The following is a 17,505-nucleotide window of genomic DNA, read 5'->3' as shown; positions in this document are numbered from 1 at the left end:
TCACATCCTGGTTACTTGATGCAGAAGAAGCCTTCAAAGCAAATGTACTTGAAAATACTGGTTGTATCTTTGAAGCCGGCGCGAGATAACATGTCGATATTGCCGGTCGTGGAAAAAGGCTCAAGTACACCTTTCAAACTTCTGGTTTTCGCCAGGATTTCATCGGCGTTATAACCTTGGTTCCGCTTATAATCTACATACAGGCTACTGAGGATGTCTTGAAAGCGTGCGTCTGGGGCGCGTACTTTTTCAAACATGATAAAAGTACCACCCCAGTTCAAGGATTCGTAGATACGATCGAACAAGGTTTGGCGAATACGCGGGTGCACGAATTGGATAGTGTAATAAGCAACTATCAGATCGCTTTTTTCATAGGGAAAGGTCAGAATGTCATCAGTAATAAAGCTGACATTATGCTGCGGTAATGCGCTCAAAAGCTCATTCGCCTTGCGGGTCATGGCTTCTTCCACATCAATTCCCACCCACTTCACCGAGGCGCAATGGCGCTGTGCAAGTTGCCGAGTGAGGGTGCCGGTGGAACTGCCAAGTTCGTAGCAGGTGCTATCGTTCTTTACAAAAAAGTCGCTGAGCGACAGCACGATATCGTGTCCATCCTTGTATTTGGGTACGGATTTCGATACATGGGAGTCAAAGTGCTCAGGGGTCGCGCCTCCGAAACTCCATGAGGCATTACTGGACTCTACGCCATCACCGACGGTTTCGTAGAGAGTGGTTGGCGAAGTCGTTAGGGAAGACATGTATGTCACATCCTTGTCCGATAACAATCGGTGCGCGCGAGTGTAGTTATTTTTTTTGTGCAGGCAGAGGTTATCCGTTCCTAATTAATGTGTCATCACTGTTTTTGTGGGAGATTGATATTTGTTTTGTAGGGAGGTTCCTAAGAAGTGACAGATAGATACATTGAGTAGAGGAGCTCTGTCGCGTCATGGGTTTGTCGATAAACTCTCCCTGGTAGTCGTACAGGATGGTCTTTGGGTTAAGCCTTCGAAACGCTTACTCCGCGCTGGAAAAAGTTCAACGACTAGCTGGCAGATACTGGCAAGGATAACAATGGGCGGTTGGACGGCGGTTGGTACTTCAGGCGATGTGCCGGTTTGACTAGGGGCGCGGCGTTACGAAACACCACAGCGATAGGAAGGGTGCAGTTCAGAACGATGATTTTATTGTTGTCCTAAATATCTCGCACACCGATTGTTCGATTGTACGTGCGTCGACTGTCAGGGTGAGATTAGATCAGTACAAGGGTCAAAGTGATCCTTGAAGGGCGGCATCATATTGTCTAGGCACAACCATCCGTCAGACGCTTGCAGGAGCAGACTGTTCAATTGGTTTTCAAGCTGTTCTAAAAATCCGGAAGGCCCACGCAAGTGAGGATTTCCGGGTTTTTTTGCCTTCGAAACAGTGCTCACGCCATCGGTGAGCTGACGGGCTCTGGCAGGTCGGTTTTCTTGGCGTGCGAGTCTGCTCTGCATGGGCTAGTCGCTTGTTGCAATGAAAGTGCTCAGCGCCTTGAGAAGCTCGGCCGGGCGTTCAATCATCGGTAGGTGGTTGCAGCCTTCAAGAGTGACCGTGCTGTTCGTTTGGCGGGCAGGAAGGCCATTTTGCAGGGTGTCCAGCGCCGAGACATCGATCACCTTATCCTTGCGGCACCAGATGCCGAGTACCGGCATGCTCAACTCTTTCAGTCGGTGGTTGAGCGCGAACCATTGGGCGGGCGGGCGGATCTGCGCCAGTGTGGAGTCGATAAACGCTCGCTGCGCACGGTTGGCAAGAATCGCTTGCTGCACCTGCTGATCAGACATGTACGGTGGGTCCAGATACACGAGGCGGGCGGTGCGTTCGACGCCTGCGCGATTATCGTAGATAAACGGATTGCCCCCGGCATTCAGCATCCGCATGAAGTCGTTCTCAGCGAAACTCAGCCCCAGCGCCCCAACCAGCACCAGCCGGCTTACCCGTTGTGGTTGATTGGCTGCGTATACGCCGGCAATGGCTCCACCCATTGAATGCCCGACGAGAATGATGTTGTCCGCGTCGAGTGCAAGAACAAACTCATGGAGCCGGGCCGCTTGAGCATCGATATCGTAGTTCGCATGTTCAATGTAGCTGGACGCTCCCCAGCCGGGGAGGTCGGGGATGATGACGTGGAAGCGGGAGCTTAGCGCCTGCCCAAATTCGAGCCAGACTTCCTTGCGTGATGAAAAGCCGTGGACGAGTATGACGGTCGCTCCATGTCGCTCGCCTTCGTAATAGGACCAGGTGCTGCTGCCTGCCTGGATCGACTGGGAGCACAGGGGGGGTGTTTCGCAACGCTCGGTTGTCGCGGCGGCATGCAGATCAGCGCCCGACAATACGAGCGCTGAAGACATCAGCCATGCCGTCAGTAGCGATGCCGAGTGGCTGTTTATGGTTTTAATGAAGCGTTGGATCGACATGCTGTTGTTCCATCCTTTTGTTGTCCACCCTGTTTCCCTGGAGGGTGGGGCATATGTGGCAGTGACATAGCACTGCCGGCCGCAGTTGCGCAGGCTAGTGGTAAATCCATTCAAGTCCTGCGCATTAAATGCCGCAGCGGATGTTTTTTCTGAAAGATCAAGGCCCTAGGATTTGTTTCAGGACGCTTCTATTCATCACGCAGGTCAGAATGATCTTTTGCATCCGCGGGATATTCTGTAGCCTTGCCCGGCTTCAATGTTGTCCGTGCCTGATGACTACTCACTCTCCCGGCGGTACCTCGAAAGGTCCGGAGCCGGGTGTATACTTGACTTTCGCGCGAAAGCGCCCGCAGGTCTTGCGATCATGACGCAAATTTCCGAACGCCTTCTGGTTCAAGCTCACCTCGATGCCAAGCAGCCCAAGCCGCTGACTGCCGAAGAGCAAGCCCATTACCGCAGTGCCATCGCCGCCGAGCTCAAGGCTCAGGATGCGGTGCTGGTTGCCCACTTCTATTGCGACCCGATCATTCAGGCCCTGGCCGAAGAAACCGGCGGCTGTGTTTCCGACTCCCTGGAAATGGCCCGCTTCGGCAATGCACACCCGGCCAAGACCGTAGTGGTGGCAGGCGTGAAATTCATGGGAGAGACGGCGAAAATCCTCAACCCGGAAAAACGCGTGCTGATGCCGACCCTGGAGGCGACCTGTTCGCTGGACCTGGGGTGCCCGGTAGACGAGTTCTCGGCGTTCTGTGACCAGCATCCGGAGCGTACGGTGGTGGTGTATGCCAACACCTCGGCAGCGGTGAAAGCACGAGCGGACTGGGTCGTGACTTCCAGTTGCGCGCTGGAAATCGTCGAAAGCCTGATGGACAACGGCGAGACGATCATCTGGGGCCCGGACAAGCACCTGGGCACCTACATCCAGCGCAAAACGGGCGCCGACATGTTGCTCTGGGACGGGGCGTGCATCGTCCATGAAGAGTTCAAGGCCAAGCAGCTGGAAGACATGAAGGCGCTGTACCCGGATGCGGCCATCCTGGTGCACCCGGAGTCGCCAACGGCGGTGATCGAGTTGGCCGACGCGGTGGGCTCCACCAGTCAGTTGATCGCAGCGGCGCAAAGCCTGCCGAACAAGACCCTGATCGTGGCCACCGACCGCGGCATTTTCTACAAGATGCAGCAGCTGTGTCCGGACAAGGTGTTTATCGAAGCGCCTACGGCCGGCAACGGCGCGGCATGCCGCAGTTGCGCGCATTGCCCGTGGATGGCGATGAACACCCTTGAGCGCACGTTGCAGTGCCTGCGAGAGGGCTCAGGCGAGATCTTCGTCGAGCCGGCGCTGATCCCCCAGGCGATTCGCCCGCTCAAGCGCATGCTCGACTTCACCGCGGCTGCGCGGATGAAGCTGGCGGGTAATGCCTGATCGTCTACTTTGACTGCCTGGCAAAACGCCCCGATGGTTCGTCATGCTGGTCAGTTAAGGGGAGGGTGCTCAATACATCCTCTTCGTGGCGAGAGCGCTTGCTCGCTCGCCACGGGTTCTTCACTCGCTTCAAATTTTTCTTAACAGCAGTGGTGCCCGATGACTTTGGGCGTTTTGGTATCTGGCGGGTCACTTTTTCTTCTTCGGGATCCGCACCAGCTGGCTGTTGGAGTACATGTCGTGCCAGCTGCGTTTCTGTTTGTCGAAGAGCATCCAGAAGAAACCCAGGCCGACGCACAGCAGCGACGCGATCGAGACCACAAAGCGCAGCAGCGCCTGCCACAGGCTGATGGCCGAGCCGTCGGCGTTCTGCACGCGGATGCACCAGACCTGCATGCCCAGGGTCTGGCCGGAATAGGTCCAGAACTTGGCGAAGAAACCAAACAACACGAACAGCAAGATGGTGGAGAGTAGGGGATCGCCGTCCAGTGCGCCGGCATCGGTCAGGGCGCGCATCCGCTCTTCGCCGATGATTGCCATCTGGATCATCTTGTAGACGCCGCCTGTGACGATCAGCAGGGCGGTGCACAGCAGGAAGTCGTAGAACATCGCTGCCAGGCGACGACCCAGGCCGGCGATGGGGAACTCACCCTGGGGACTGAGCAGGTGTTTCGACATGGAATGGCTCTCGGCTGATAAAAAGAAGCCATTTTACGGAATTACGCGCACAAAAAAGCCCCTGATGTCAGCATCAGAGGCTTTTTAGTAACAGAAGATCAGCCTTCTGCTTGAACTTCGTCAGCTTGCATGCCTTTTTGGCCCTGCACCGCGATGAAGGTCACTTTCTGGCCTTCTTTCAGGCTCTTGAAGCCGTTGCCCTGGATGGCACGGAAATGTACGAACAGATCCGGGCCGCTTTCTGGAGTGATAAAACCAAAACCTTTTTCGTCGTTAAACCACTTGACGGTGCCGCTCTGACGTTGGGACATTTCTTATTTCCTATGACGCAAAAATTGATGGCAGCCTCTTTCTCATGAAAGAGTACTGGGGCTGGTTGCAGGAAAGTAGAAAGACGTAGAACGGGTGTAGCAAACTTGTTGGCTACTGCCCAGGTCACGATTCCAGGCGACCCATGCAAACACAGTGAACAAACTCTACGCCAACTACGAGAGAAAAAACAAGCCCCCTGTAAGCCTTGTGCCGCTGGGCTTGTGGCGGTTTCGTCGGGTTTTGCTGCGGCTTGATCGATACCGTTGTTCACATGTTTTCGAACGTTATAACGCAAGTTCATTATCGAAGCTTAGAGTCAAACGTTTGCACTGTTTCATGGCGGTTGCGTTACAGATTAGTGCGCTGTTACGCAACCGCGTTACTTATAGGAACAGTCAATCAGCCGCGATAGTAGCGTTGCGGAACAAATGGCATTTTGCTTACAAGCAAAGGCACCTTTTTCCCACGCACGATGGCCCAGACCCGGGTATCGAGTGCGATGTACGCACTGTCCAGGTAACCCATTGCCAAGGGACCACCCAGGGTGGGCCCGAAGCCGCCACTGCAGACGCTGCCGATGATCTCGCCCGCTTCGTTGACGATTTCCGCGCCTTCGCGCACCGGTGTGCGTTCTTGAGGCCGCAGGCCGACGCGTTTGCGGCCGACGCCGTTCTGTTGCTGGGCAAATACGCTTTCAGCCCCCGGGAAGCCGCCGGCACGGGCGCCATCGGCACGCCGAGGCTTGGAGATAGCCCACAGCAGGCTCGCCTCGATCGGGGTGGTCTCGGTGTTCATGTCATGGCCGTAGAGGCACAGGCCGGCTTCCAGGCGCAACGAGTCGCGGGCACCCAGGCCAATCGCGGCGACTTCCGGTTCGGCCAGCAGGGCGCGGGCCAGGGCTTCGGCATTGGCGGCCGGTACGGAGATTTCAAAACCGTCTTCGCCGGTGTAGCCCGAACGGCTGACAAAGCACTCGACACCCAGCAAGGTCACGCGGGCGAACTGCATGAAGGTCATTTTTGCCACTTCAGGGGCCAGGCGGGCGAGCACGGTGACCGCGACCGGACCTTGCAGGGCGAGCAGGGCGCGCTCTTCGAACAGCGGCTCGATGCTGCACTGCTCACCGAGGTATTTGCGCAGGTGCGCCAGGTCCTGGTCCTTGCAGGCGGCGTTAACCACCAGGAACAGTTCGTCGTTACCGAGGTTGGCGACCATCAGGTCGTCGAGGATACCGCCGGTTTCGTTGGTGAACATGGCATAGCGCTGCATGCCCACGGGCAGGTCGATGATGTCCACCGGCACCAGGGTTTCCAGGGCCTTGGCGGCTTGGGCGCCGGTCAGGCGGATCTGGCCCATGTGCGAGACATCGAACAGGCCGGCCTGCTCACGGGTGTGCTGGTGCTCCTTCATCACGCCGAGCGGGTACTGCACCGGCATGTCGTAGCCGGCGAAGGGCACCATGCGGGCGCCGAGCTCGATGTGGAGTGCGTGCAGCGGGGTTTTCGACAGGTTTTCGGTGGACATAGACAACTCCTGGAAAATGTACTGGGGCAGACGGGTATGCCTCAGCACTCGATAATGTTGACCGCCAAACCGCCACGGGCGGTTTCCTTGTATTTGCTTTTCATGTCGGCGCCGGTCTGGCGCATGGTGCGGATGACCTTGTCGAGGGAGACGAAGTGCTGACCGTCGCCACGCAGGGCCATGCGTACCGCGTTGATGGCTTTGACCGAACCCATGGCGTTGCGCTCGATGCAGGGCACTTGCACCAGGCCGCCAATCGGGTCGCAGGTCAGGCCGAGGTTGTGTTCCATGCCGATTTCGGCGGCGTTCTCCACTTGCTGGACACTGCCGCCCAGCACTTCGCACAGGGCGCCGGCAGCCATGGAACAGGCCACGCCGACCTCACCCTGGCAGCCGACTTCGGCGCCGGAGATCGAGGCGTTTTCCTTGTACAGGATGCCGATGGCGGCCGCCGTGAGCAGGAAGCGCACCACACCGTCTTCATTGGCGCCGGGGATAAAGCGCATGTAGTAATGCAAGACGGCCGGGATGATCCCCGCTGCACCGTTAGTGGGCGCGGTCACCACGCGCCCGCCGTTGGCGTTTTCTTCGTTGACGGCCAGGGCATACAGGTTCACCCAGTCCAGCACGGACAGTGGGTCGCGTAGCGAGGACTCCGGGTTCTTGCACAGTTGCCGGTGCAACGCCGCCGCGCGCCGCTTGACCTTCAGGCCACCGGGCAAAATGCCTTCGTTGCGACAGCCGGCGTCGACGCAGTCCTGCATCACTTGCCAGATGTTCAGCAGGCCGGCGCGGGTCTCGGCTTCCGGGCGCCAGGCGCTTTCGTTGGTCAGCATCACCTGGCTGATGGACAAGCCGTAGGTGCTGCAATGACCCAGCAGGTCCTTGGCACTTTTGAACGGGAAGGTCAGGGGCGTGGCGTCTTCGACGATGCGGTCGGCACCGGCGGCGTCTTCGTCGACCACAAAGCCACCGCCCACCGAGTAGTACTCGCGGCTGCGGATTTGCAGGCCAGCGGCATCAAAGGCGCGAAAGATCATGCCATTGGGGTGATAGGCCAACGGCTTGCGGATCATCGCCAGGTGGAGTTTTTCATTGAATTCGATCGGGTGCTCACCGAGCAGGTTCAGGCGTCCGGTGCTGCGGATATCGTGCAGGCGGGCGGCTATGTTCTCGGTGTTCACGGTGTCCGGGTGTTCACCTTCCAGGCCCAGCAGTACCGCCTTGTCGCTGCCGTGGCCTTTGCCGGTCGCGCCGAGTGAGCCGTAGAGCTCGACTTTGACGCAGGTGGTGTCCTTGAGCAGGTTCTCCCGACGCAGGCCTTCGACAAAGCGTGCCGCGGCGCGCATCGGGCCAACCGTGTGGGAGCTGGAGGGGCCGATGCCAATCTTGAACAGGTCGAACACGCTTAACGACATGGTGTTTCTCCGGTTTCTTGTTATAGGAATAGGCGGAATCAGGGGCTTGACACAGATCCCTGTGGGAGCGGGCTTGCTCGCGAAGGCGGCGTAACAGGCAGCACCGGTGGTGGCTGACACACCGCCTTCGCGAGCGAGCCCGCTCCCACGAGGGGAATGCGGTGTTCTTGAAAGTGGAGGCGGTCAAACCCGCCCCCTCATTCGTTTAAGCGTAGCTTTCGATCGACGGGCAGGCGCAGATCAGGTTGCGGTCGCCAAACACGTTGTCGACGCGACCGACCGGTGGCCAGTACTTGCCTTCGATCAAGGACTCCACCGGGTACACCGCCTGTTCACGGCTGTACGGGTGCGACCACTCGCCAACGATTTCCGCCGCGGTGTGCGGGGCGTTCTTCAGCGGGTTGTCGTCCTTGTCCAGGGTGCCGTTTTCCACCGCGCGGATTTCTTCGCGGATGCGGATCATGGCCTCGCAGAAACGGTCCAGCTCTTCCTTGGATTCGCTTTCGGTCGGCTCGATCATCAACGTGCCCGCCACCGGGAACGACATGGTCGGGGCGTGGAAACCGAAGTCGATCAGGCGCTTGGCCACGTCATCGACGCTGATACCGCTGCTGTCCTTGAGCGGGCGCAGGTCGAGGATGCATTCGTGGGCCACCAGGCCATTGCTGCCGGTGTACAGCACCGGGTAGTGCTCTTCGAGGCGACGGGAGATGTAGTTGGCGTTGAGGATCGCCAACTGCGAAGCACGCTTGAGACCCGCGCCACCCATCATCCGAATGTACATCCAGGTGATCGGCAAAATGCTCGCGCTGCCGAACGGTGCCGCGCAGACCGCGCCTTCCTTGCGTTCCATCGCCGCGTGACCCGGCAGGAACGGGGTCAGGTGGGACTTCACGCCAATCGGGCCGACGCCCGGGCCGCCACCGCCGTGAGGGATGCAGAAGGTCTTGTGCAGGTTCAGGTGCGAGACGTCGCCGCCGAACTTGCCCGGGGCGCACAGGCCGACCATGGCGTTCATGTTGGCGCCGTCGATGTACACCTGGCCGCCGTTGTCATGAATGATGCCGCAGATTTCGCGGATGCCTTCCTCGAACACACCGTGGGTGGACGGGTAGGTGATCATCAGCGCGGCGAGGTGTTCGCGGTGCTCGATGGCCTTGGCGCGCAAGTCTTCGATGTCGACGTTGCCACGGGCATCACAAGCGGTGACCACCACGCGCATGCCGGCCATGTTGGCGGTGGCCGGGTTGGTACCGTGGGCCGAGGACGGGATCAGGCAGATGTCGCGACGGTCTTCGCCACGGCTCTGGTGGTAGGCACGAATCGCCAGCAGGCCGGCGTATTCGCCCTGGGAGCCAGCGTTCGGTTGCAGCGAGATCGCGTCGTAGCCGGTGGCGGCGCAGAGCATCGCTTCCAGCTCGTCGGTCAGTTGCTGGTAGCCGGCGCTTTGCTCGGCCGGGGCGAACGGGTGCAGGGCGCCGAATTCGGCCCAGGTCACCGGGATCATTTCGCTGGCGGCGTTGAGTTTCATGGTGCACGAGCCCAGCGGGATCATGGTGCGATCCAGGGCCAGGTCCTTGTCCGCCAGTTTGCGCAGGTAGCGCATCAACTCGGTTTCCGAGTGATAACGGTTGAACACTGGATGGCTGAGGATCGCCGATTGGCGAACCAGCGACGCCGGGATGCGGCTGTGGATCGAGGCGGCCAGTGCGGCGAAGTCCGGCAGCGACTTGCCGTCGGCCAGCAGGCTCCACAGGGTTTCGATGTCGGTCTGGGTCGTGGTTTCGTCCAGGGACAGACCCAGGCGCTGGTCATCGACCACGCGCAGGTTGATGCGCTGGGCGTGGGCCTTGTCGTGCAGGGCCGCGGTTTGTGCACCCGTGGCCAGGGTCAGGGTGTCGAAGAAACTGTCTTGCTCGACGTTCAGGCCCAGCGCGCCCAGGCCCTTGGCCAGGATCGCGGTCAGGTGATGAATGCGCGTGGCGATCTGCACCAGGCCTTTGGGGCCGTGGTACACCGCGTACATGCTGGCGATGTTGGCCAACAGCACCTGGGCGGTGCAGATGTTGCTGGTGGCTTTCTCGCGACGGATATGTTGTTCGCGGGTCTGCATGGCCAGGCGCAGGGCCGGCTTGCCGAAACGGTCTACCGATACACCGACCAGACGGCCCGGCATGTCGCGCTTGAAGGCGTCCTTGGTGGCGAAGTAAGCCGCGTGCGGGCCACCGAAGCCCAGCGGCACGCCGAAGCGTTGGGCGCTGCCGATGGCCACGTCGGCGCCGAACTCGCCCGGCGGGGTCAACACGGTCAGGGCCAGCAGGTCGGCCGCGACGGCGACCAGGGCATTGGCGGCGTGGAAGCGCTCGGTCAGTTCGCGGTAGTCGAACAGGTCACCGTTGCTGGCCGGGTATTGCAGCAGCGCACCGAAGAACGGGCTGACGTCGGTCAGCTCACGCTCATCGCCCACCACCACGTCGATGCCCAATGGCTCGGCACGGGTGCGCAGCACGTCGAGGGTTTGTGGGTGGCAGTGGCTGGAAGCGAAGAATGCATGGCTGCCCTTGTTCTTGCTCAGGCGCTTGCAGAAGGTCATGGCTTCGGCGGCGGCGGTGGCTTCGTCGAGCAGCGAGGCGTTGGCGATCGGCAGGCCGGACAGGTCGCTGATCAGGGTCTGGAAGTTCAGCAGCGCTTCCAGGCGGCCTTGGGAGATTTCTGGCTGATACGGGGTGTAGGCGGTGTACCAGGCCGGGTTTTCCAGCAGGTTGCGCAGGATCGGCGAAGGTGTATGGCAGTTGTAGTAGCCCTGGCCGATGTAGGTCTTGAACAGCTGGTTCTTGCCAGCGATGGCCTTGATCGAGGCCAGGGCCTCGGCTTCGCTCTGGCCGTCGCCCAGGCCCAGCACGCTGGTGCCCTTGATGCTGTCGGGGATGACGCTGGCGCTCAGGGCTTCCAGGGAATCAAACCCCAGGCTGTTGAGCATGGCTTGCTCGTCGCCCGAACGCGGGCCGATGTGGCGCGCGATGAATTCGTTGGCAGTGCTCAGGTTGACTTGAGTCATGTGCGGTCTCCTCAGGCTTCGGCTTGGGCTTTGATCAGGCGGTCGTAGGCGTCCTGGTCCAGCAGTTGGCCGACAGCGCCGGCGTCCGCCGGAATGAAGCGGAAGAACCAGCCTTGGCCCAGCGGGTCTTCGTTGACCAGCTCAGGGTTGCCTTCGAGTGCCGAGTTGGTTTCGACGACTTCACCGGTCAACGGCATGTACACGCCGCTGGCGGCCTTGACCGATTCAACGGTGGAGGCTTCGGCGCCTTGCTCGTAGGACTGCAGTTCTGGCAGCTGTACGTAAACAACGTCCCCCAGGGCGTTCTGGGCGAACGCGGTGATGCCGACTGTAACGCTGCCGTCAGCTTCGGTACGCAGCCATTCGTGATCTTCAGTAAAACGCAACTCGCTCATGGAAACTCCTCAGGGGGCCAGACTTGTCTGGTGGACGCGATGGATTGTTCGGGCAAGGCCCTGTTTTATGAATGGTTACAAAGCAAAATCGCGGCCAACGTTATTAAATTGTTTCAAATCAATAAGTTACGAATTGTTTTTGGAGGGCGGGCGAATACATCTGTAGCGAAATCGCTACAGAACAAGGGGTGGAAAAAAGCCTATGGGGATCAAAGCCTTGCGTAGCCACGCTGAAGGGGGTGTGTAGCGATATCGTTCCGCTGTAGCGCTTTCAGTACAGGTGGAGGTCGCTTTTGGCGCGAAGAACCGGTGCCTTGTGCTCAATTGTGGCGAAGGGGCTTGCTCCCTCGCCACGGGGCCGTTATCGGGGCTCAGACCTTGCCGGGAATCCCGTACTTGCGTAGCCGATGAGCGATGGCGGTGTGGGAGGTTTGCAGGCGGCTGGCCAGTTGGCGGGTCGAGGGGTAATTGACGTAGAGCTTTTCCAGCAGGGTCTTTTCGAACGACTCCATGGCTTGCTCCAGGCTGTCGACCTCGCTGTCGCCTTGCCGTGCCACGGAAGTGCCGGCGATATCCAGGTCGCCGATGTCCACCAGGCTGCTTTCGCAGATCGCGGCCGCGCGGAAAATCACGTTCTGCAACTGCCGCACATTGCCCGGCCAGCGGTTGCCGAGCAGGGCCGGGTAGGTGCCGGGCGCCAGGCGGCAGACCGGGCGCTGGATCTGCGCACAGGCCTGCTGCATGAAGTAGCGCGCCAGCAACAGAATGTCCTGGCCGCGCTCGCGCAGCGGCGGCACTTCGACGTTGAGCACGTTGAGGCGGTAGAACAGGTCTTCGCGGAACTGGCCCTCGCTGACCATTTTTTCCAGGTCACGGTGGGTCGCACTGAGGATCCGTACATTGACCTTGATCTCACGATCACCGCCCACCCGGCGGAAGCTGCCGTCGTTGAGGAAGCGCAGCAACTTGGCCTGCAGGTACGGCGACATCTCGCCGATCTCGTCGAGAAACACCGTGCCCTGGTTCGCCAGCTCCATCAGCCCCGGCTTGCCGCCCCGTTGCGCGCCGGTGAAGGCGCCGGGGGCATAGCCGAACAGCTCGCTTTCGGCGAGGTTTTCCGGCAATGCCGCGCAGTTCAGCGCCAGGAATGACGCGCTGTACCGGGCGCTGATGGCGTGGCAGGCGCGGGCCACCAACTCCTTGCCGGTGCCGGTTTCACCCTGGATCAGCAGCGGTGCATCGAGGGCCGCGACCCGTTGCGCGCGGGCCTTGAGGGTGCGAATGACCGGGGACTCGCCAAGCAAGGCATCGAACCCTTCGGCGTGATCGTGGTGCAGTGCCGAGAGTTGTTCGCCAATACGGTTGGGTTGGTACAGGGTCAACAGGGCGCCGGCATCGGTGATCGGTGTCGCGTCCAGCAGCAAGGTCTGGCCATTGACCGTGATCTCGCGCAGCGCCAGGCGAAAGCCGTGTTCGAGCAGGGCGTCGAGCAGCGCTGGGTCGGCAAACAACTCGGTCACGCTTTCCCCGGCCGGCTCACGGCCGTACAGGGCAATCAGTGCCGGGTTGGCCAGCAGGATGTTGCCGGCACTGTCGAGGGCCAGCACCGGGTCGGTCATGGCCGCCAGCAATGCATCGAGTTGCAGGTGCCGACGCTGGCCGGGAAGGATGTCGACCACGGTGACCGCTTGCACGCCGCGTACGCTGAACAGCGCATCGCGCAACTCTTCATGCACTTGAGGGCTGAGGGTCGGGGCATCGATGTAAACGTTCGGCGGGACCATTTCCACCGCATCCAGGTTGAGATTTCGCCCGCCGAGCAAGGCCAGGACTTCCTGGGTAATGCCGACGCGGTCGATGAAGCTGACGTGGATACGCATGGGGCGGTTTCAGTGTTCTGCAGTGCGGAGGGTGGCAATTATGCCTTGGAGCGGGGGGATTAGGTGAAATCCCACGTAGCGGATGCGTGGGGGAAATCAGGATGTAGCAAGGGCGCTTGCTCCGGCCGGACGGCAAGGCCGTCCGAAAAGAAGCCACTGTGTCTAATGCCGATCAGTTAAGCCGAAGACCAGCCGAACATAGTACCCGTGGCGAGGGAGCTTGCTCCCGCTGGGCTGCGTAGCAGCCCAAAAACAGGGTCGCTTTGCGCCCCAGCGGGAGCAAGCTCCCTCGCCACGGGTTTCGTGTTCGGCTTTATTTCTCTTAACTGACTGGCATTAGCCACTGTGTCTCAACAAACCGGCTGCGCTAAGCGGATTGCGGCCGCAGCGCAGCCGAGCGCGAGCTTGCGCCCTCGCCACGGGGTGTTGTGCTGCCGGTTATTCCAGGTGTTCCGGTTTGACCGGGTCGCCGGATTTCATGTTCAGTTGCACCCTCACGTCTTCGAACATCTTGTCGTAGTGCACGTGTTTCGAGCCGATGCTGCTGGCCTCTCTGGGGATGCCGTACTTTTCCGCGATTTTCGTCACGTTGCTCGCAAAGTTGTACGCCTGATCCTTGGGCAGGAAGAATTCCTCCTTGACCTCCTTGCCCTCGATCATGCCGTTCATCTTGAACAACATGCCCTTGCCATCCCGGGGATCGGTGCTGACTTCATACGTGATGTGCAGGTTGTAGCTGAAGTCGTCCCTGTTCAGCGCGTGGCGCTCGATATGCAAGTGACCGGGCTCGAACATAGCCATGGGCGTCTTCTCCTTCGAAGGCATTGAAGCGGGGCGGGCTCACGTCCTGCCCCGTCGGTTTTTATAGGTAAGTGATACCAGGTTTTTCGGTGCTGATGCGGGTCCCGGCCTTACCCTGGACAATCGCTTCGATGTCCGAGAGTGAACCGATTACCGCGGCTTTGCCAGTGTTACGAGCGAACTCGCAGGCGGCTTGAACCTTGGGGCCCATGGAGCCTGCCGCGAAGCCGAGTTTTTCCATTTCGTCCGGGTGTGCCTGGGCGATGGCTTTCTGGGTCGGCTTGCCGAAGTCGATGTACGCGGCATTGACGTCGGTGGCGATGACCAGCAGATCACCTTCCAGCTGTTCGGCCAGCAGCGCCGAGCACAGGTCCTTGTCGATCACCGCTTCGATGCCCTTGAGCTTGCGGTTCTCGTCGTACATGGTCGGAATGCCGCCACCGCCGGCGCAGATCACGATACTGCCCTGGTCCAGCAACCACTTGATCGGGCGGATCTCGAAGATGCGCTTGGGTTTCGGACTGGCCACCACGCGACGGAACTTGTCGCCATCGGGGGCAATCGCCCAGCCTTTTTCGGCGGCCAGCGCTTCGGCTTCGGCCTTGGTGTAGACCGGGCCGATCGGCTTGCTCGGGTTCTTGAACGCCGGATCGTTGGCGTCGACTTCAACCTGGGTCAGGAGGGTCGCGAACGGCACCTCGAAGGCCAGCAGGTTGCCCAGTTCCTGTTCGATGATGTAGCCGATCATGCCTTCGGTTTCGGCACCGAGCACGTCCAGCGGATAAGGGGAGACAGAGGTGTAGGCTGCAGCTTGCAACGACAGCAGGCCGACTTGCGGGCCATTACCGTGAGCGATCACCAGTTGATTGCCAGGGTGGATCTTGGCGATCTGTTCGGTGGCGATCCGGATATTGGCGCGTTGATTGTCCGCCGTCATGGGTTCACCACGACGCAGGAGGGCGTTACCGCCCAAGGCAACGACGATACGCATAATTGCAGTCCTTCTAGGAAAAGCGTTTACCGTGGAAACGACGGATTCCTGTGGCGAGCGAGCTTGCTCGCGCTCGAGCGCGTAGCGCTCGCAATCGGTTGCAATGCGGCCACTCTGATGCATTGCGGTTGAAGCGTTTGCGACGGCTCCGCCGCCGAGCGGGAGCAAGCTCCCTCGCCACAGGAGCCCGTTCCAGTTGGAACGGGCAGTTGTCAGCCGTTACAAGTCAGCCAGGGTCGATACCAGGATCGCCTTGATGGTGTGCATGCGGTTTTCCGCTTGCTCAAAGGCGATGCAGGCCGGCGATTCGAACACGTCGTCAGTGACTTCGATACCGTTGGCCAGGTGCGGGTATTGCTCGGCGATCTGCTTGCCGATCTTGGTGTCGCTGTTGTGGAAGGCCGGCAGGCAGTGCATGAACTTGGTGCGTGGGTTGCCGGTGGCTTTCATCAGTTCAGCGTTGACCTGGTACGGCAGCAGTTGCTTGATGCGTTCGGCCCAGGCTTCAACCGGTTCGCCCATCGAGACCCAGACGTCGGTGTGGATGAAGTCCACGCCTTTGACCGCGGCTTTCGGGTCATCGGTCAGGGTGATGCGGGCACCGCTTTCTTCTGCGTATTGCTTGCAGCGAGCGACCAGGTCGTCCGCCGGCCACAGCGCTTTAGGAGCGCAGATCCGCACGTCCATGCCCAGCTTGGCGCCGACCAGCAGCAGCGAGTTACCCATGTTGTTACGCGCGTCGCCCAGGTAGGCGTAGCTGATGTCGTGGATCGGCTTGTCGGCGTGCTCACGCATGGTCAGGACGTCGGCGATCATTTGGGTCGGGTGGTACTCATCGGTCAGGCCGTTGAACACCGGTACACCGGCAAACTTGGCCAGTTCTTCGACGATTTCCTGCTTGAAGCCACGGTATTCGATGGCATCGTACATGCGCCCCAGCACGCGGGCGGTGTCCTTCATGCTTTCTTTGTGGCCGATCTGCGAGGAGTTCGGGTCGATGTAGGTCACGTTGGCGCCCTGGTCATAGGCCGCGACTTCGAACGCACAGCGGGTGCGGGTCGAGGTTTTTTCGAAGATCAACGCGATGTTGTTGCCTTTGAGGTGTTGCTGCTCGGTGCCGGTGTACTTGGCGCGCTTGAGGTCGCGGGACAGGTCGAGCAGATAGCGCAATTCGCGAGGGGTGTGGTGTTCCAGGCTCAGCAGATTGCGGTTATGAATGTTAAAAGCCATTTTGGATCTCCTTGGGTTTCGGTTATCCCCAAGGCCCCGCCGGATAAGCGTGGGCCTTGGCTAAAGGTTAGTAATCGATTGGGTCGCGCACGATAGGGCAGGTCATGCAGTGGCCGCCGCCACGGCCGCGGCCGAGCTCGCCGGCGCTGATGGTGATGACCTCGATCCCGGCCTTGCGCAGCAGGGTGTTGGTGTAGGTGTTGCGGTCGTAACCGATCACCACGCCAGGCTCCACGGCCACCACGTTGTTGCCGTCGTCCCACTGCTCGCGTTCGGCGGCGAAGCTGTTGCCACCGGTTTCCACGACGCGCAGGGTCTTGAGGTTGAGGGACTCGGCCACCACGTCGAGGAAGGATTTGTTTTCCCGGCGCACGTCCATGCCATAAGGCTTGCTGCTGTCAGGACGAATCACGAACGGCACGATTTCCTTGACCACTTCAGGGAAGACAGTGACCAGGTCGCGGTCGCAGAAGCTGAACACGGTGTCCAGGTGCATCGCCGCGCGGGATTTCGGCAGGCCGGCGACCACGACTTTCTCCACGGCGCCTTTGGCGAACAGCGACTGGGCCAGTTGGGCGATGGCCTGGCGCGAGGTCCGCTCGCCCATGCCGATCAGCACTACGCCATTGCCGATAGGCATGACGTCGCCGCCTTCGAGGGTGGCCTGGCCGTGATCCTTGTCCGGATCGCCATACCAGACTTCGAACTCGGCACCGGTGAACTCAGGGTGGAACTTGTAGATGGCGGTCGTCAGCAGGGTTTCCTGGCGTCGTGCCGGCCAGTACATCGGGTTGAGTGTCACGCCACCGTAGATCCAGCAGGTGGTGTCGCGGGTGAACTGGGTGTTGGGCAGCGGCGGCAGCAGGAAGCTGGAGTGGCCCAGGTAGTCGCGGTACATCTTGATGACGCTGGAACCTTCGCTGTCCGGCAGGTCTTCACCGGCCACACCGCCAATCAGGTACTCGGCCAGTTTGCGTGGCTCAAGGCCTTCGAGCCAGCTGCGTACTTCGTTGCACAGGCCTACACCCACGGTGTCCGGGGTGATCTTGCGGTCCAGAATCCACTTCAGGGCTTCCGGGTTCTGGATGGTATCGGTCAGCAGGTTGTGCATTTCCAGCACTTCGACACCGCGCTCGCGCATCTTGGTCACGAAGTCGAAGTGGTCACGCTTGGCCTGGTTGACCCAGATAACGTCATCGAAAAGTAGTTCGTCACAGTTGTTCGGGGTCAGCCGCTGGTGGGCCAGGCCCGGGGAGCAAACCATGACTTTGCGTAGTTTGCCGGCTTCGGAATGTACGCCGTACTTAACTTTTTCCGTGCTCATTACAGTGATCCTCCA

General features: G+C 60.1%; 14 protein-coding genes. 1 reads left to right on the top strand and 13 read right to left on the bottom strand.

Features of this window, described 5'->3' with window-relative positions; genetic code table 11:
• Positions 1–11: 11 nt before the first annotated feature.
• On the bottom strand, positions 12–758 hold the full coding sequence (locus CKW25_RS07455) for a methyltransferase domain-containing protein (protein ID WP_095078543.1): 747 nt from the start codon (positions 756–758) through the stop codon (positions 12–14).
• A 738-nt stretch (positions 759–1,496) separates the two neighbouring features.
• Entirely contained in the window at positions 1,497–2,456 is a 960-nt protein-coding gene (locus CKW25_RS07450) for an alpha/beta fold hydrolase (protein ID WP_095078542.1), read from the bottom strand.
• Positions 2,457–2,820: 364 nt separating this feature from the next.
• On the opposite strand from CKW25_RS07450, the gene nadA reads away from it, so the two are divergent.
• The gene (nadA, locus tag CKW25_RS07445) at positions 2,821–3,879 is read left to right on the top strand and encodes a quinolinate synthase NadA (RefSeq protein ID WP_095078541.1); all 1,059 of its coding nucleotides are present in this window, start codon (positions 2,821–2,823) and stop codon (positions 3,877–3,879) included.
• Positions 3,880–4,068: 189 nt separating this feature from the next.
• Here the strand turns inward: nadA and CKW25_RS07440 are convergent, their stop codons facing one another.
• The 11 genes from CKW25_RS07440 to arcA form a co-directional block, all read right to left on the bottom strand.
• Positions 4,069–4,557, bottom strand: a complete 489-nt coding sequence (locus CKW25_RS07440; RefSeq protein WP_095078540.1) for an RDD family protein — start codon at positions 4,555–4,557, stop codon at positions 4,069–4,071.
• 98 nt (positions 4,558–4,655) lie between these two features.
• Positions 4,656–4,868: a cold-shock protein gene (locus tag CKW25_RS07435; RefSeq protein ID WP_007931076.1), complete on the bottom strand. Its 213-nt coding sequence runs from the start codon at positions 4,866–4,868 to the stop codon at positions 4,656–4,658.
• 400 nt (positions 4,869–5,268) lie between these two features.
• Complete coding sequence (gene gcvT, locus CKW25_RS07430; protein ID WP_095078539.1) at positions 5,269–6,393, bottom strand: glycine cleavage system aminomethyltransferase GcvT; 1,125 nt, start codon at positions 6,391–6,393, stop codon at positions 5,269–5,271.
• A gap of 41 nt (positions 6,394–6,434) precedes the next feature.
• A complete protein-coding gene (locus CKW25_RS07425; protein WP_095078538.1) occupies positions 6,435–7,811 on the bottom strand; it encodes an L-serine ammonia-lyase in 1,377 nt (458 codons plus the stop codon).
• A 205-nt stretch (positions 7,812–8,016) separates the two neighbouring features.
• A complete protein-coding gene (gcvP, locus tag CKW25_RS07420; RefSeq protein ID WP_095078537.1) occupies positions 8,017–10,869 on the bottom strand; it encodes an aminomethyl-transferring glycine dehydrogenase in 2,853 nt (950 codons plus the stop codon).
• A gap of 11 nt (positions 10,870–10,880) precedes the next feature.
• Entirely contained in the window at positions 10,881–11,264 is a 384-nt protein-coding gene (gcvH, locus tag CKW25_RS07415; RefSeq protein WP_095078536.1) for a glycine cleavage system protein GcvH, read from the bottom strand.
• A gap of 371 nt (positions 11,265–11,635) precedes the next feature.
• Positions 11,636–13,144, bottom strand: a complete 1,509-nt coding sequence (locus CKW25_RS07410; RefSeq protein ID WP_095078535.1) for a sigma-54-dependent transcriptional regulator — start codon at positions 13,142–13,144, stop codon at positions 11,636–11,638.
• Between the two features lie 438 nt (positions 13,145–13,582).
• On the bottom strand, positions 13,583–13,945 hold the full coding sequence (locus tag CKW25_RS07405; protein WP_095078534.1) for a DUF5064 family protein: 363 nt from the start codon (positions 13,943–13,945) through the stop codon (positions 13,583–13,585).
• 61 nt (positions 13,946–14,006) lie between these two features.
• A complete protein-coding gene (arcC, locus tag CKW25_RS07400; RefSeq protein WP_095078533.1) occupies positions 14,007–14,936 on the bottom strand; it encodes a carbamate kinase in 930 nt (309 codons plus the stop codon).
• Between the two features lie 219 nt (positions 14,937–15,155).
• Positions 15,156–16,166 carry an ornithine carbamoyltransferase gene (locus CKW25_RS07395; protein ID WP_095078532.1) on the bottom strand — a complete coding sequence of 337 codons (1,011 nt, stop codon included), beginning with the start codon at positions 16,164–16,166 and terminating at the stop codon, positions 15,156–15,158.
• 67 nt (positions 16,167–16,233) lie between these two features.
• A complete protein-coding gene (arcA, locus tag CKW25_RS07390) occupies positions 16,234–17,490 on the bottom strand; it encodes an arginine deiminase (RefSeq protein WP_095078531.1) in 1,257 nt (418 codons plus the stop codon).
• Positions 17,491–17,505: the final 15 nt, after the last annotated feature.

The organism is Pseudomonas sp. Irchel s3h17 (assembly GCF_900187505.1).
GTDB lineage: Bacteria > Pseudomonadota > Gammaproteobacteria > Pseudomonadales > Pseudomonadaceae > Aquipseudomonas.
The sequence above is the reverse complement of the archived record's forward strand: the minus strand, read 5'-3'. Positions and strand labels throughout refer to the sequence as shown.

Excerpts from the sequence above, each read along its gene's own strand:
- CKW25_RS07455 (WP_095078543.1), bottom strand. The coding sequence starts at position 758 with ATGTCTTCCCTAACGACTTCGCCAACCACTCTCTACGAAACCGTCGGT.
- CKW25_RS07450 (WP_095078542.1), bottom strand. The coding sequence starts at position 2,456 with ATGTCGATCCAACGCTTCATTAAAACCATAAACAGCCACTCGGCATCG.
- nadA (WP_095078541.1), top strand. The coding sequence starts at position 2,821 with ATGACGCAAATTTCCGAACGCCTTCTGGTTCAAGCTCACCTCGATGCC.
- CKW25_RS07440 (WP_095078540.1), bottom strand. The coding sequence starts at position 4,557 with ATGTCGAAACACCTGCTCAGTCCCCAGGGTGAGTTCCCCATCGCCGGC.
- CKW25_RS07435 (WP_007931076.1), bottom strand. The coding sequence starts at position 4,868 with ATGTCCCAACGTCAGAGCGGCACCGTCAAGTGGTTTAACGACGAAAAA.
- gcvT (WP_095078539.1), bottom strand. The coding sequence starts at position 6,393 with ATGTCCACCGAAAACCTGTCGAAAACCCCGCTGCACGCACTCCACATC.
- CKW25_RS07425 (WP_095078538.1), bottom strand. The coding sequence starts at position 7,811 with ATGTCGTTAAGCGTGTTCGACCTGTTCAAGATTGGCATCGGCCCCTCC.
- gcvP (WP_095078537.1), bottom strand. The coding sequence starts at position 10,869 with ATGACTCAAGTCAACCTGAGCACTGCCAACGAATTCATCGCGCGCCAC.
- gcvH (WP_095078536.1), bottom strand. The coding sequence starts at position 11,264 with ATGAGCGAGTTGCGTTTTACTGAAGATCACGAATGGCTGCGTACCGAA.
- CKW25_RS07410 (WP_095078535.1), bottom strand. The coding sequence starts at position 13,144 with ATGCGTATCCACGTCAGCTTCATCGACCGCGTCGGCATTACCCAGGAA.
- CKW25_RS07405 (WP_095078534.1), bottom strand. The coding sequence starts at position 13,945 with ATGGCTATGTTCGAGCCCGGTCACTTGCATATCGAGCGCCACGCGCTG.
- arcC (WP_095078533.1), bottom strand. The coding sequence starts at position 14,936 with ATGCGTATCGTCGTTGCCTTGGGCGGTAACGCCCTCCTGCGTCGTGGT.
- CKW25_RS07395 (WP_095078532.1), bottom strand. The coding sequence starts at position 16,166 with ATGGCTTTTAACATTCATAACCGCAATCTGCTGAGCCTGGAACACCAC.
- arcA (WP_095078531.1), bottom strand. The coding sequence starts at position 17,490 with ATGAGCACGGAAAAAGTTAAGTACGGCGTACATTCCGAAGCCGGCAAA.